Annotated in this window: 12 protein-coding genes and 1 tRNA gene; 6 read left to right on the top strand and 7 right to left on the bottom strand. The window is 73.1% G+C overall.

Translation table 11 applies throughout. The features are described from left to right. Nucleotides 1–157 precede the first annotated feature (157 nt). Nucleotides 158–2,011, top strand: a complete 1,854-nt coding sequence (locus tag ACIP4O_RS03505; protein WP_401571002.1) for a hypothetical protein — start codon at nucleotides 158–160, stop codon at nucleotides 2,009–2,011. 80 nt (nucleotides 2,012–2,091) lie between these two features. On the opposite strand, the gene ACIP4O_RS03500 is transcribed toward ACIP4O_RS03505, so the two are convergent. Together ACIP4O_RS03500 and ACIP4O_RS03495 are read right to left on the bottom strand one after the other, a co-directional pair. After that, nucleotides 2,092–4,344, bottom strand: coding sequence for an NB-ARC domain-containing protein (locus ACIP4O_RS03500; RefSeq protein ID WP_401570999.1), 2,253 nt, complete (start codon nucleotides 4,342–4,344; stop codon nucleotides 2,092–2,094). Then, complete coding sequence (locus ACIP4O_RS03495) at nucleotides 4,341–4,796, bottom strand: hypothetical protein (protein ID WP_401570996.1); 456 nt, start codon at nucleotides 4,794–4,796, stop codon at nucleotides 4,341–4,343. Before ACIP4O_RS03495 ends, ACIP4O_RS03500 begins: the two co-directional genes overlap by 4 nt. A gap of 333 nt (nucleotides 4,797–5,129) precedes the next feature. Here ACIP4O_RS03495 and ACIP4O_RS03490 point away from each other — a divergent pair, with 333 nt between their 5' ends. After that, the gene (locus ACIP4O_RS03490; protein ID WP_401570995.1) at nucleotides 5,130–5,270 is read left to right on the top strand and encodes a hypothetical protein; all 141 of its coding nucleotides are present in this window, start codon (nucleotides 5,130–5,132) and stop codon (nucleotides 5,268–5,270) included. Between the two features lie 344 nt (nucleotides 5,271–5,614). On the opposite strand, the gene ACIP4O_RS03485 is transcribed toward ACIP4O_RS03490, so the two are convergent. After that, complete coding sequence (locus ACIP4O_RS03485; protein ID WP_401570993.1) at nucleotides 5,615–5,737, bottom strand: hypothetical protein; 123 nt, start codon at nucleotides 5,735–5,737, stop codon at nucleotides 5,615–5,617. A 270-nt stretch (nucleotides 5,738–6,007) separates the two neighbouring features. On the opposite strand from ACIP4O_RS03485, the gene ACIP4O_RS03480 reads away from it, so the two are divergent. The 4 genes from ACIP4O_RS03480 to ACIP4O_RS03465 all read left to right on the top strand — a co-directional run bounded on the left by ACIP4O_RS03480 (nucleotide 6,008) and on the right by ACIP4O_RS03465 (nucleotide 9,850). Then, nucleotides 6,008–6,496 (top strand): DUF4265 domain-containing protein, encoded by a 489-nt coding sequence (locus tag ACIP4O_RS03480; RefSeq protein ID WP_401570990.1) that lies wholly within the window; start codon nucleotides 6,008–6,010, stop codon nucleotides 6,494–6,496. Nucleotides 6,497–6,610: 114 nt separating this feature from the next. Beyond that, entirely contained in the window at nucleotides 6,611–7,429 is an 819-nt protein-coding gene (locus ACIP4O_RS03475; RefSeq protein ID WP_401570987.1) for a YwqG family protein, read from the top strand. A gap of 92 nt (nucleotides 7,430–7,521) precedes the next feature. Beyond that, on the top strand, nucleotides 7,522–9,273 hold the full coding sequence (locus ACIP4O_RS03470) for a hypothetical protein (RefSeq protein ID WP_401570984.1): 1,752 nt from the start codon (nucleotides 7,522–7,524) through the stop codon (nucleotides 9,271–9,273). A gap of 382 nt (nucleotides 9,274–9,655) precedes the next feature. Beyond that, on the top strand, nucleotides 9,656–9,850 hold the full coding sequence (locus tag ACIP4O_RS03465; protein WP_401570981.1) for a hypothetical protein: 195 nt from the start codon (nucleotides 9,656–9,658) through the stop codon (nucleotides 9,848–9,850). 234 nt (nucleotides 9,851–10,084) lie between these two features. Here ACIP4O_RS03465 and ACIP4O_RS03460 read toward each other — a convergent pair. The 4 genes from ACIP4O_RS03460 to moaCB all read right to left on the bottom strand — a co-directional run bounded on the left by ACIP4O_RS03460 (nucleotide 10,085) and on the right by moaCB (nucleotide 13,504). Then, nucleotides 10,085–10,158 (bottom strand) — tRNA-Ala (locus ACIP4O_RS03460). Nucleotides 10,159–10,244: 86 nt separating this feature from the next. Beyond that, a complete protein-coding gene (locus tag ACIP4O_RS03455) occupies nucleotides 10,245–11,555 on the bottom strand; it encodes a hypothetical protein (RefSeq protein ID WP_401570978.1) in 1,311 nt (436 codons plus the stop codon). 165 nt (nucleotides 11,556–11,720) lie between these two features. After that, entirely contained in the window at nucleotides 11,721–12,338 is a 618-nt protein-coding gene (locus ACIP4O_RS03450; protein ID WP_361320030.1) for a GNAT family protein, read from the bottom strand. 26 nt (nucleotides 12,339–12,364) lie between these two features. Further along, nucleotides 12,365–13,504: a bifunctional molybdenum cofactor biosynthesis protein MoaC/MoaB gene (gene moaCB / locus ACIP4O_RS03445; RefSeq protein ID WP_401570975.1), complete on the bottom strand. Its 1,140-nt coding sequence runs from the start codon at nucleotides 13,502–13,504 to the stop codon at nucleotides 12,365–12,367. Between the last annotated feature and the right edge of the window lie 74 nt (nucleotides 13,505–13,578).

Below are 13,578 nucleotides of genomic sequence, written 5' to 3'. Positions count from 1 at the left end.
CCCCGCGCCCCCACCCCGCCGGGTACTGTGGACGACGTCCACACCTCGTATCCCGTACGGGAGATCACCACCGTGCGAAGGCGGAGCAACAGGTGTCCACCCTGACAGCCCCGGCCGGGGCCCACCGAGCGGCGGCGGCCCGCTCCGGGGGCGCGCCGTGAGCGGCGCCCCGACGCCGCGGCACCTGCGGGTACCCGTCGGCCCCGACGCCGAGCGCTGGGCGACCCTTCCCACCGAGCGCACCCTCGTCGTCGCCGCCCGCACCGTGACCTCCACCACGCGGGCACTCGAAGCGCTCCCCGCGATCCTGCACAGCGACCCCCGCGTCTCCGTCGTCTTCGCGCACGACCCCGGCTCCGCCTTCGGCGACGGCGTGCTCGACCTGCTCCACCACCACGGCTGCCGCGTCATGCCCTGGAGCCAGCTCGCCGAGAGCGCCCCCGACCTCATCCTCTCCGCGAGCGAGAACATCGAGGTCCCGGCGGGCGACTGCCCCGTCCTCGTCCTCCCGCACGGCGTCGGCTTCCAGAAACTCGTCCCCGACGCCCGCGCCCCGGGCCGCCGTCTCTCCGGCCTCGTCCCCGACGCCCTCCTCGCCTCGGGCCGCGCCTGGCTCACCGTCTCGCACCCCGACCAGGCCGCCCAACTGCACTCCGCCCACCCCGGCACCGCCGGGCGCACCCTCCTCGTCGGTGATCCCAGCTACGACGAACTCCGCCGCAACCTCCCGCACGCCGCCCACTACCGGCAGATCCTCACCGGCTCCCCCGAGCGCGCCCTCCTCGTCCTCAGCTCCACCTGGGGCCCCACCTCCCTCCTCGGCCGCCGCCCCCGCCTCGCCGCGGAACTCCTCGCCGCGCTCCCGTACGACGAGTACCGCGTCGCCGCCGTCGTCCACCCGAACGTCTGGTCCGCGCACGGCGCCTGGCAACTCCGCCACGTCCTCGCTCCCGCCCGCGCGGCGGGACTCCTCCTCGTCCCCGCCGCGCACGCCTGGCGCAGCGCCCTCGTCGGGGCCTCGCTCGTCGTCGGCGACCACGGCTCGGTCACCCTGCTCGGCGCCGCGCTCGGCAAGCCCGTACTGCTCGGCGCCTACGGAAGCGAGGCCGTGCCCGGCACCGCCGGCGCCCTCCTCTCCCGGACCGCCCCGCACCTGCCGCCCGCGGCCACGGGCCACCGGCTCCGCCAACTCGTCGACACCGTACGCGAGAACCACAGCCCGGACCGGTACGCGGCCGTCGCCGAGGCCGCGTTCGCCGACCCCGGCGAAGCCGTCGACCGGCTCCGCGGGATCGTCTACCGCCTCCTGCGCCTGTCCCCGCCCCGCGAACGCGCCCCCGTCCTCGCCCTCCCCGACCCCGCCCCACCCACCGAGGACAACGCCGCCACCTCCTGGCACGTCATCGCGAGCCTCCGCACCCCCGCCCACCAGCCCCCCGTCGTCCACGTCCACCGCACCCCCGCCGCCGTCCTGCCCCAGGACGCCGACGAGGCGATGGAGCCGGGGGAGGCGGCGGATGCCGGGGCCCCATACGGGCCCGGAGCCCCTCCTGGCCGTGCGGACACCCCGCTCCCGCTCCGCTTCGCCTACCTCGCCTGCGACTCCGCCGAGCCCGACCTGGGCCGCCTCGAACACGCCTCCGTCGTCGCCGAACGCGAACCGGCCGCACGCCCGGCGGACGCCTGCCTGCGCACGAGCCGGCTCCTCGACCGGCTGCCCGGCGCGGTCCTCGCCGTCGTCCCGCTCCAGAGCGGCGGCTGCCTCGCCCACTGGCGCGACGGCCGCCTCGTCGAGGCCGTGCCCACCGCCCCCGGCGAGCACCCCGACCCGCAGTTGCTCGCCGCCGTCTCCTACGCCACGACACTCGCCCACCTGTGCCCCGGCGGGCTCGACGCGCCCACCGAAGCCGGTTTCCTACCCGCCCCGCTCGACGTCCGCCTGCACACCGCGCCCGGCGACCGCCCCCCGGTCGCCCTCAGCCTGCGCCGCCTCCCCAAGCCCGGCCACTGACCCCCGGCCACTGGCTCCGGCGGCGGCCGAGCCCGCCGGGCGGGACACGGCGGCCCACGGCTTAGCCCACCCCGGCCCGCCTACTCCCCCGCCACCACGTCCTCTCCCAGCAAGGCCGTCATCCGCGCCCGCAGTCGCCCGGCCTCGGGGCTCCCGCCCTCCTCGTAGATCGTGTACGCGCGCAGTGCCTCCGCCCGTACCTCCGCCTCCGGCCGCCCCTCGCGCAGCAGCAGCCCGGCGAGCCGCTCGCGCGCCTGCGCCTCGTAATACGTGGCATCCACCGCGCGCAACTCCTCGGCCGCTCGCCGCAGTTCCCGCACCGCCCCGGCCAGGTCTCCCAGCGCCTCGCGAACCTCGCCGAGCGCCGCTTCCGCCCGCGCCGCCATCCTCCGGTCGTCCTCGCCCAGGCCCCGCAGCGCGTCCCGCGCCCGCTCCAGGACCGGCAGCGCCTCGACCGCGCGGCCCGTCGCCGCGATCGCCCTGCCGAGGAAGAACTCCGCGAGCGCCCGCCCGCGTTCCTCCCCCGCCGCCGTGTTCAGCTCGACCGCCCGCGTGTACACCCCGACCGCCCGCTCCGGGTCCGCGCGATCCCAGTAACGCCCGGAGAACTCCAGGACGGAAGCGCTCAGTACGGGGCTCGCCGCGACCTCCGCGCACGCCGCCGCCCGCTCCAGCTCGGCGCGCGCCCGCTCGTCCTCACCGAGGTCGAGCAGCGGGCGCGACAGCAGGCTCCGCAAACGCGCCTCCCCGGCCGGGGCGAGATCGGCCGCCGCCGCACGCGCCCCCGTCTCCAGGCTGGTGAGCCACTCGCGCACATGACGGTGGTGCAGGAACAACGCCGTCTGCGCCTCCGCGAGCGGCCACACGAGACCGTGCAACCCCAGGCTTTCGGCAGCGGCGAGGACGGCGAGAGTGTTGTACTTCCCGGCCTCCAGCCACGCCAGCGCCCGCTCCGCCCCGTCCGCGTTTCCCTCCCCGTCCGCGAAGGGGTCGGGCGCCCCGTCGAGCAGTTCGTCGAGGACCGCGACCCGCAGCCGGTCCGCGCGCAGCGCCCGGTCCGCCTGCGCGGTGCGCAGCAGGAGCGCGCGCGTCACCCGCTCCACGACGCCGTCCGCCCACCCCTCGTCCTCCACTGCCCCGGCCTTCTCGCGCGCGTGCGCGCGGACCAGGTCGTGCATCCGGTAGTGCCCGTCCCCGGCCGCGTCGAGGAGCCCCGCCTCGAAGAGCCGCCCGAGCAGCGCCGCCGCCTCCTCCTCGCCGGTCCCGGCCGCCGGTGAGAGCCCGGCGGCGACGGTCACCGGCTCGTACGTCCGTCCCGGGAGCACCCCGAGAAGCCGGTACAGGCCGGCCTCCCGGGACGTCAGCTCGCTGTAGGTCAGTTCGAGTACGCCGGACATGGCGGGTCCCCCTCCGAGCGCGAGTCCGCGCAGCCGGTCCGATTCCCCCGCCAGCTCCCGGGCCAGCGCGGGCAAGGTCAGGTGCGGTCGCTGGAGCAGCCGGACCGCCGCGAGGTGCAGCGCCAGGGGCAGCCCGCCACAGGCGGCGACCACCCGCAGCGCGGCCTCCCGGTGCGCACGGACGGTCTCGGGTCCCAGACGGTCCGCGAGCAGCCGCAGCGCGGCCTCCTCGTCCAGCGGGGCCATCGGCGTCAACCGGGCGCCTTCGAGCGTCAGTTCGAAGAGCCGACGGGTGCTGGTGACGAGGAGCATGCTGCCCGCCCCCTGGGGCAGCAGCGGCCTGACCTGCGCCGCCCTGAGCGCGTCGTCGACGACCACGAGCAGCCTTCGGCCCGCCGTACGGCGCTTGTAGAGCGCGGCCCGGTCCTCCAGCGTGTGCGGGATGAACTCGTCCTTCACGCCCAGCTCGCGCAGACAGCGGGCGAGCGCGATGGCGCTGTCGCCGTCCACTCCCCGCAGACCGGCGTAATCCACGTACAGCCGGCCGTCCGGAAAACGCTCCCGGGTTCCCTGCGCCCGTCCCCACCGGCAGGCGAGCGCGGTCTTCCCCACGCCCGGCAGCCCGAAGAACACCCGGTAGCCGACCTCCACCGTGTCGTCGTCAGGCGGATCGGCCGCGTCGCCGGGTGGATCGTCCTCGTACGGGCGTGGCGCCGAGTCCGCCGTCAGGAGGGCGAGTTCGGCGCGTCTGTTGATGAACCTCGTGGTCAGGGCCGGGATCGTGTCCGGGATGACGGGCTCGGGGGCGGGTTTCCCGGTGACGACGGTGATGCCGCCGTGGACCCGGCCGGCCTGGACGACCGTGCCGTCCACCGTCCCGGAGACGCTGTTGGTCCAGGGGCCGTCGGCGCCCGGCTCGTCCTCCGGGGCCGTCATGTGCCGGACCGCCCGTCCGTGTACGGGGCGGACGCGGCAGGACCGATGGTCAGGGCCCCGAAGTCCCGTCCCTGCACGACCGAACCGCCGTGCACCGTGCCGCTCACCGAGTTGTACGTATCGCCGCTCCCCGTACGGTCCCGCTGCGGTGTCAGCTCGTCGAGCAGGGCCCGCAGCTCGTCCGCCGCCTCCGGGTGCGCGCGCAGGGCCCGCCGGAACCGCAGCCGCCAGGCCGCCTCGACGTCCTCGGCGACCTCGCGGTCCTCGCCCGCCGTCAGCAGTTCGCCCCGCGCCTCCTCCAGGTCGGTCTCGACCCGCTCCACCTCCCCAAGGTCCCCGTCCCCGCGCGAGAAGAACCGCGCCACCCGCTCCCTGACGGCCGTCCACCCGTCGGCGACCATCAGCCCGACGAGCGCGGTCGCTCCTTCACCGGCCAGCAGGCTCACGTCCATCGTTCCCTCTTCCCCCGTGCCGTGCCCCTTGCCGGGCCCGGCTCCCGTGCTCGTCCCACCGTAGAGAGGACGGCAGACCTTGGACAGACCGACGCGCGCCAGGCCCCACCGCCCGGCAGCCCGCTCCCCCGGGGTACCCGAAGCACCTCCCACCATAAAGTCCCCCACCGACAAAGGCTCCTGAACAGGAAGAACCCGCACGTCACCGGCCATATGGGCACCCCTCGGACCGCTCGGCGCCCCGCGCCGCCCGACCGGTTTCGACACGGTCGTCACGGCGCTCAGCGGCAGTTCCCCGAACGCGGCCCGCGCCCGCGCCACCTCTCCGGCCCGGTGCGGGTCGACGAGGACCGGTTCCCCACCCCGCACGTGCTGGCCGTCGACGCCTGCCGCGTCCTCGACGTCATCGGCCACGAGGTGGGGCACGCGCTCTGCGGCCACTCCGTGTACCGCGCACGACCCTGCCGTTCCTGACGACGACGGCGCTGAAGGTCGCGCCTGCGCGAGGGCGCCAAGGCCGGCGAGTCCTTCCGCCGGTCCGTGAGCGCGTACACCCACGACGCCCGCACCCGCGAGGACCCGCTCACACACCTCGTCACCGACCTGCCGACGAGGCCAACAGCGCCACCGCCAGAGCCCGTTCCCGCCTCTCCGGCCTCTCCCCGGTCCTCCCGGCGAGGGCGGGGGCGAGCGCTGACACGCCCGCCCCCGGCCCGTACCGAGCGGCGCATCCGCGCAACGCGCCCCGCCTGCCCCGCCCGCCCCGCACCTGGCGGGCGTCGGCTACGCGCAAGGCGCCCCCGCTCACCGCCCGCGTGTCACGCGACCAGCTCCGCCAGCGCGGCCACCAGCCGGTCCACGTCCTCGTCGTTGTTGTACGGCGCCAGCCCGAGACGCACGCCTCCCTCGGTGCCGAGACCGAGCACCCGGGCGGCTTCCACGGCGTAGAAGGAACCGTGTCGTTGTCGGAGGGGCCGACGTCCCAAGTGCCCGTGCTCTCTCCCGATCACGATGTTGACCGGGGCATCCTGACAGAGGCCACTGACAGCACCTTCGCAGTCCAAGGGATGCCGATGAGCTGACTGGCATCGCCGTCAGCGTGGCGCTGCTTCAGGACACGACGTGCATCTGCGCCACCCTCCGGATCCGGTGACCTCTTCCGTCCGCACTCCCACGTCCGATCGCGTGGATGTAGCGGGGATGATGGCGCCGTGACGAACACCAGTGACGACCATGTGAAGGTCCATTTCCGGCTGGACATTGACGAAGACGGCTGGCCGCCGGCGAGCATCGAGAACCTGTGGGCCATGGACCTCGGCGACGGCACCGTGCAGCTGGACAACACCCCGTGGTTCGTCCGTGGCGTCGCCAGCGACGACATCATCCGGGTTGAGATCGACGCTGAGGGCATCCGTTGGGCTGGAGAGACGGTCCGAGCTTCAGAGAACTGCACGATCCGGCTGATCGTGCTCAAGGACGGCGGATCAGCCGCAGCCCGGCAGAGCGTTCTGGAGATCTTCCACAAGCTCGGCGCGACAGGCGAAGGTATCGAGAGATTCCGGATGGTTGCACTGGATGTCCCGCCAGGGGCGGACCTGCCACAGATCCGAAAGCTCCTTGAACACGGTGCGACGGAGGGCTGGTGGCACTGGGAAGAAGGGTGCGTTACCGCTGCTTGGAGGTCCACGGCCACGGACTGAACGGCCGCGTGTGCAACGGGAAGGCCGCCGAGGTCTCTGTCAGCGTCACCGTGGATGATCGGGCGCATGACACATGGTTCCCGAGAAGCCCTTCGATCCCTCACCTTGCAGCACATGTCGCCCGAGGATTCTGAGAAGTGGCTCGGTCTGCTTCGCCCTGGCATGCGTCTTGAGGTAGCAACTGACACTGACGACGCCGTGGGTCGCCTCGGTGGTCTTCCCGCCTTGCCTGCCAGCGCGGAGTGGCCGGTGTGGGATGGGCGCGGGCCGCTCTCCTTCATTGCCTCGATCGACTGCGCGCGCCTGTCGGCGGCGGCGCTGGACATCGACCTGCCCGCGGCGGGGACACTGCTGTTCTTCTACTTCGACGGGCAGTTGGACGACGGTGAGGCCCTCGTTCTGGCCGAGGACCGGGAGAGCTGGGCGGGCGCCCGCGTGCTCTATGTGGCGGCTGACGAGAAGGTGGCGGAGCATGAAGCGCCTGCAGGGCTCAAGCCGTATCCGGCGGTGCCGCTGACCGGTCGAGTGGAGGTGACGGCGACCGAGCCCTGGCATCCGTCCGTCCGGGCCGCCTTCGCCCCAGACGCCCCACTGGGGAACCGGTACGACCACCCCGTCTGCTCACAGGAGTTCCTCGACGCGCTGTGGGAGTTCGATGATGAGGTAGGGCATCAGATCGGCGGCCACGCTCACTCAGTGCAGAACCCGGTCGAGATCGAGATTGCGGAGGCGGTCCTGGACGGCGAGGCGTCCTGGGACGACCCGCGGCTGTCCGAGGAGGCGGGCAACTGGTTGCTGCTGGCCCAGTTCGACAGCGAGGACGCCGCGGACATGATGTGGGGCGATGCCGGAGCCCTGTACTGGCTGATCCGCCCGGAAGATCTGGCCGAGCGGCGCTTCGAGCGGGCGATGTTCACCTGGCAGTGCAGCTGATGAGCGCGGCACCTCCCGCCTGGGGAGTCCAGTACACGCTGGTCCTGCCGAGTGAGGACGCTGCCCGCGCCGCCGCGGCCTAGCTTTCCGGGATGGGCCGCCGTCTGACGGCAGTGCGCGCCCACGGTCACTACCGATTCGTTCCGTCGAGCTTCTGGTACGGAGAGCCGTCGATGGACCCGGAGCTGGAGGGGTGGTGGCCGGTCTTCTCGCTGGCCGTCCACAGCGGGTACGAGCGCATGGCTCTGGAGCCGTTCTTCCGGAGTGAACGGATTCGGGTGGCCGACGTGGCCCGTGCCCACGCCGGTTTTCAGCAGGGGCACAGCGAGGTCCATGCTGCGACTCTCGAAGAAGTCTTCCAACAGGACGGCCTGGTCCATGAGCAGGCCGGCGCCGACGTCGCCCTTCCGAGCTCTCTGCCCGAGGATCCCGCACCTCCGGCCGGTCCGCCGTGGAAGTGCGTTGAGGTCGGTGAGCCCGCAGTACTGGTCCAGGCCGTGGTGGCGGTCGCAGAGCGCATGCACGGCAGCTCGGAGGATGCTCCGGATGCCGTGGCCCACCAAGGCACCTGCACCGACACCACCGCTGCGCGGCCGCCGCTCGCGAGGGCGCGGCCTGAGACCGACCAGCTGGCCGCCCGCCATGCGCGACCACGGCTGCGGCCTGGACGGCTCACCGAGATCCCCGACTCGAAGGTCGGACAGCTGCTGACCGTCCTCGACCGCTCCGGCCTGCCCCAGCAGCTGGAAGACATGCTGAGAGGCCGCCCCGGGCCACCAGGCGTTCGGCCGAGGACCGTACTGGCCGGGCTGATGCTCGCCGTGTACTACACGGGCCGAGCCACGGTCTCCGACGCCTGGCAGATCCTGCACTTCCGTCTTCAGCCGGCAGCACGCGCCTGGCTCGGCGTCCCCGAGGTTCCGCCGTCCACGGCACGTGCGTGCATAGCTGCCAGTCGTCGCCTCTACCGAGGGCTGGACCGGATCACCACCGCGCTCGACCCGGCACGATGCGACCGGCGCCGGCGCCTGGGCCAAGCGGAGGCTGACATCCACTCCGCTGCCCGGGACGAGGCTGTCGGCCGCGCGGCCGCGAACCGGCTCCAAAGGCTGGCGAACGACCTCGTACTGGTTCCAGTCCGGCTGGCACAGCAACACGGATACATGCGGCGCTGGGCCGGTGACGTGGGAGTGGACGCCACCTCGATCCCGGTTCTGGCCAAGCCCGACAGCGACTACTCGGGCACGGCCTCCGTCGAGATCACCGCCGGCTGGCACTTCAGCGGCGGCTCCGACAAGGGCATCTTCGGCTACAGCGCAAGCCTGCTCGTCGCCGCTCACTCCCGCACAGGCGAAAGAGCCGCGAAGGGCCGCCGCGCGCCCTCCTACCCGCAGCTCTGCCTCGGCCTCAGCCTGGACACTCCGACCGTCCGTACGGGCGAGAACGCGGTCACCGTGTTGAAGCACCTCGCCGAGCTTCGACTGCCGACAGGTACCTGTGCCGCAGATCGGGCCTGCACCGGCTGCTCGCCGGAGAACTTTCAGGTTCCGGTACGCCGACTCGGCTACCGCCTGGCCCTGGACTACAAGGCGGCCGACCGTGGCATCCAGGGCAGCTGGCAAGGAGCCGTACTGATCGACGGCTCCCTCACCTGTCCACACATCCCCAACGCCTTGGCCCAGGCCACTCACGGCATGGACGACAAGACCTTCCGCCGTCGGCTCGATGAACTGAAACCGGTGGCCGCCGAGCGGCTGCCCTACTTCCTCAAGCTCAAGCAGAACGCCGACGCCCGCGGAACGTGCGCCTGCAATGCCCAGCGGCCGGCCCGTCGCCTTCGGTGAACTGTCCACGCCGAGAACGCCTCCGCCCTACTCGACCGACCGCCTCGGGCCCGCCTCAGACCGTGATCAAACTGGCGGATCTCCGCTCTCGCACCAGCCACGCCTCGGCTCGCCCGACCATCCAGCTCCCTGACAGAGAGTGGACGGACCCTCCCGGCAACGAGGCGCTGCCCGCCGTCTGCGGGGCATCCGCGATCAGCGTCCCCGCCGACGCGGCCGGAGACCTGAAGATCGCAAAGTTCCGGCAGGACAGTCACTACCTCAGCCCCGCCTGGGACCGGATCTACAAGCCGATCCGCTCCCACAACGAGGGGCTCAACGGTCGTCTCAAGAGCGCCGAGATGAACATCGGGATCCCCATGCACCGCCGAGCGCCCACCAGGTGGCCCAGACGATCCTCATCGCGATCATGGTGACCATCGGAAACCTGGACATCCTGGAAACCTGGCTCTACGAGCGCACTGGCAGCCGACTCTCCGACGCCGACTTCGAATCCGTTCCAGCTGCCCCAGGTCATGACTTGGCGTGCATGCCCACCCCACTCGACATGGGGCGGCATCCGCCGGCCAACCTCTGATCGGGCAGCGCCACAACCGCACAGCACCATCACCAGCCCCGGGCGACCGGGGCCGGTTCGCATGCCCCGGCAGCGGCCAGGCACCTGCCGGGCAACCCGCCAGACCCGATACGCCGCCATCCACCACCCCGAACAGGCATCGAACGACCCCCGAAACGACGAAGATCCCGCCCGATCTTGCGATCGGACGGGATCTCGTCACCACTCCTGAGCAAACTCAAGAACAGTCGTCTGTGGACCTGAGGGGATTCGAACCCCTGACCCCCTCGATGCGAACGAGGTGCGCTACCGGACTGCGCCACAGGCCCTTGCGACGAGTGAAACTCTAGCACCCCCGAAGGGGTGCTCGGTAATCCGTTCCGCACAGGTCAGGCGCCCCGGCGCGGCCGTCGGCTCACTCGCCCGCCGCGCGGCGCGGGGGCTTCTCCTCGTACTGGTCGAAGAGGGGGGTGGTGCGGCGGCGGCCGCGGGTGCGGCGTGAGGGGCGGGACTCGACGGGCTGCTCCGGCTCGGGCCGCGGGGTGGGCTCCGCGGAGGTGGAGCGGGCCGAGGACCAGACGTCGGGGGCGCCCAGGTCGACGTCCTGCGTCGCGCGCGGGGCGACGGGGGCGGTGACGTACGTCGGCAGCGGTACGGGCACGGGGTCCCAGCCCGCGCCGCGCGGCTCTCTGCCCGGGGCGCGCTGTTGGTCGACCCACTCCGCGTGGTCGGTCTGCTCCACGAGGGCGCGGCGGCCAGCGGCGAGCGCGGAGGCGTCGGGGTGACCGGCGGGCTCGGGATGCCGCGTCTCCTCGGCGGGGGTGCGGCGCGCGGGCGCTTCCGGGCGCACGGCCACCGGCTCGGTCGGGCGCTCGTCGACCACGGGACGCCGCTCGGCAGCCGGGCGGCGCTCGGGAGCGGGCCGCCGCTCAGGGGCCGGGCGGCGCTCGGGGGCGGGGTCCTCGGGCCGTTCGGCGCGGCCGTGGTCGCGCAGGCGGGCCGCGGCGTCCTCGGCGCGGCGGCGGTCCATCGTGTACGCGAAGCGGCGGCGTTCCTGGCCGCGCAGGTAGACGATGTACGCGCTGAGCAGCACCGCCGGGATCGCGGGCACCCACAGGAAGCCGAGTCCCCACACGGCGGCGGCGACCGAGCCCAGCGTGAAGACGAGGAAGAGCAGCACCGTGGTGCGCCTGCGGCGGGCGAGCACGCGGGTGCGGCGGGCCCGCGCCTGCACCTCGGCGGCACCGGGGCTCCATACGGTCCGGGGCCGCTCGTCCCGTACCGCCTCGGTCTCCGCCGGGCCCCGTGCCGCCCCACCGTGCCGGGCCTGCTCGCGGCCGTGCGGCTCCTCGGCGACCGGCTCGCGCGGCGCCTCGGGAGGCGGGGCGGGGGCGGGCGAAGGGGAGGAGGGGAACGCGGGCGGCTGCTGCCGCGATGCCGGGCGGAGCTCGGTCCTGGGCGCGGCGAAGGCGCGGACGTCGACCGATTCGGTCGGCTCCGCTTCGCCCGCGAGGGCCTGCGCCGGTTCGCCCGGGGCGCGTTCCCGCAGCTCCTTGGCGTAACGGCGTTCCATTCCCGCGCGTCCGGACAGCAACCGGATGGCGGTACTGAAACGTTCCGTCGGACGGGCCTCGTTCAGCTCGTCCTGCCTGCGGAGCCACATGGGCACCAGGTAGGCCGCCCAGGCCCCGACGATGACTGCGTAAATGAGGCCACTACTGCTCACCTCTCACACGGTAGAGGGGTTTTCACCGGGCGATCCGCCAATTGAGTCGGTGTGTCGCACGAACCTACTGATAACACGGGCATTTTTAGGAACGATCTGATCACCGGAAAGGCATGAATGGTATGTAAGGATCAGATCACCCTCATATTCGAATGCCTTTTCGAATTACGATGAGGGGCTTTTCCGCTCCCCCGGTGAGCTGCGCCGGGACCGCCACCGCGTCAGCATCCCGTGCGGTACTTCCTCCGCCGTCAGCGCGAAGACGAGGTGGTCGCGCCAGCCGCCGTCGATGTGCAGATAACGAGGGCGCAGGCCTTCTTCGCGAAAGCCGAGTTTCTCCACGACGCGCCGGCTCGGGCCGTTCTCGGGGCGGATGCAGACCTCGATGCGGTGCAGGCCCATCCGGAAGAAACAGTGGTCGACCGCGAGTGCGACCGCGGTCGGCATGACGCCCCGTCCGGCGATGTCCTGATCCACCCAGTACCCGATGTGCGCCGAGCACATCGAACCCCAGGTGATTCCCGCGACCGTCAACTGACCGACCATGCGCCCCTGGTACTCGATGACGAAGGGCAGCATGCGGCCCGCCTTCGCCTCTGTGCGCAGGTGTCGCACCATCTGACGGTAGGTCGGGCGGTGCGTGATGGGGCCCGAGGGGGTCGGCGGCGGGATCGTCGCCTCCCAGGGGCGCAGCCAGTCGCGATTGCGCCGGTTGACCTCGCGCCAGGCGCTCTGGTCCCGCTGTCTTATCGGGCGCAGGGTCACGTCGCCCTCCGTCAGCACGACGGGCCACGTGGGCAGATACCCGTTCAGCTCGGGCTCCCGGCAGTATCGGCGGAGCCGGAGGGGCCCGGTTCCGGGTGGGTGCCGGCCCCGGTCTGCCCGGGCGCCGGGCGGTGGTCGCCGCCGTGGATCTGGTCGACGGCGTGCGGCAGCCAGCGCTCCAGGACGGCGAGTCCGTCGCGGACCCCTCCCGTGGAGCCCGGCAGGTTCACGACGAGGGTGGTCCCCGCGACCCCGGCGAGCCCGCGCGAGAGCGCCGCGCTCGGGACCTTGCCGAGCCCCTCGGCGCGGATCGCCTCGGCGACGCCCGGGATCTCGCGGTCCAGGACGGCGCGCGTCGCCTCGGGGGTGAGGTCGGTGGGTGTGAGCCCGGTGCCACCCGTCGTCACGACGACGCCGTAGCCGGTCGCGATCGCGGCGCGCAGCGCTGCCTCCACGGGCGCCCCGTCCGGCACGACCTGCGGGCCCTCGGTCGCGAAGCCCCAGGCCCGCAGCGCCTCGGCGATCAGCGGCCCGCCCCGGTCCGGGTAGACCCCGGCGGCCGCCCGGTTCGAGGCGGTGACGACGAGGGCGGTACGGGGGCCGAGCGGCGTACGGGGCGCGGCCTCGCGGTCCTCGGGGCTCGCGCCCGTCCCCGCGGACGCGCCGTCGCGGTGCCAGTCGCCCGACTTGCCGCCGGTCTTGGTCTCGACGCGGATGTCGGTGATGGTCGCGGCCTTGTCGACGGCCTTGACCATGTCGACGACCGTGAGGGCCGCGACCGAGACGGCGGTGAGGGCCTCCATCTCGACACCCGTGCGGTCGGTCGTACGGACCGTGGCGGTGATCGCGACGGCCGCGTCGGTGACCTCCAGGTCCACGGTCACGCCGGAGAGGGCCAGGGGGTGGCACAGCGGTACGAGGTCCGGTGTGCGCTTGGCGCCCATGATGCCCGCGATGCGGGCGGTCGCGAGGGCGTCGCCCTTCGGCAGGCCCTCGCCCCGCAGCAGGGCGACGACCTCGGGGGTGACGAGGACGCGTCCGGTGGCGCGGGCGGTGCGGGCGGTGACGTCCTTGCGGGTCACGTCGACCATGCGGGCCGCGCCCGAGGAGTCGAGGTGGGTGAGCCCGCCGGGCGGCGGGTCCGCGGGCTCGGGGGCGGCGGCCCCCGCGGGCGTGGCGGTCATGAGGCGAAAATGCTCCCGTCGAGGGCTCGCGGGCGTCCCGCGCGGGCCGGTGTCGGGCAGCCACGGTACTCGCC

This window comes from Streptomyces sp. NPDC088923, assembly GCF_044749745.1.
GTDB lineage: Bacteria > Actinomycetota > Actinomycetes > Streptomycetales > Streptomycetaceae > Streptomyces.
The sequence above is the reverse complement of the archived record's forward strand: the minus strand, read 5'-3'. Positions and strand labels throughout refer to the sequence as shown.

Bases quoted from the DNA above. Each gene is read 5' to 3' on its own strand.
- ACIP4O_RS03495 (WP_401570996.1), bottom strand. From the start codon at position 4,796: ATGGACGTGAGCCTGCTGGCCGGTGAAGGAGCGACCGCGCTCGTCGGG.
- ACIP4O_RS03475 (WP_401570987.1), top strand. From the start codon at position 6,611: ATGTCGCCCGAGGATTCTGAGAAGTGGCTCGGTCTGCTTCGCCCTGGC.
- ACIP4O_RS03500 (WP_401570999.1), bottom strand. From the start codon at position 4,344: ATGACGGCCCCGGAGGACGAGCCGGGCGCCGACGGCCCCTGGACCAAC.
- ACIP4O_RS03470 (WP_401570984.1), top strand. From the start codon at position 7,522: ATGGGCCGCCGTCTGACGGCAGTGCGCGCCCACGGTCACTACCGATTC.
- moaCB (WP_401570975.1), bottom strand. From the start codon at position 13,504: ATGACCGCCACGCCCGCGGGGGCCGCCGCCCCCGAGCCCGCGGACCCG.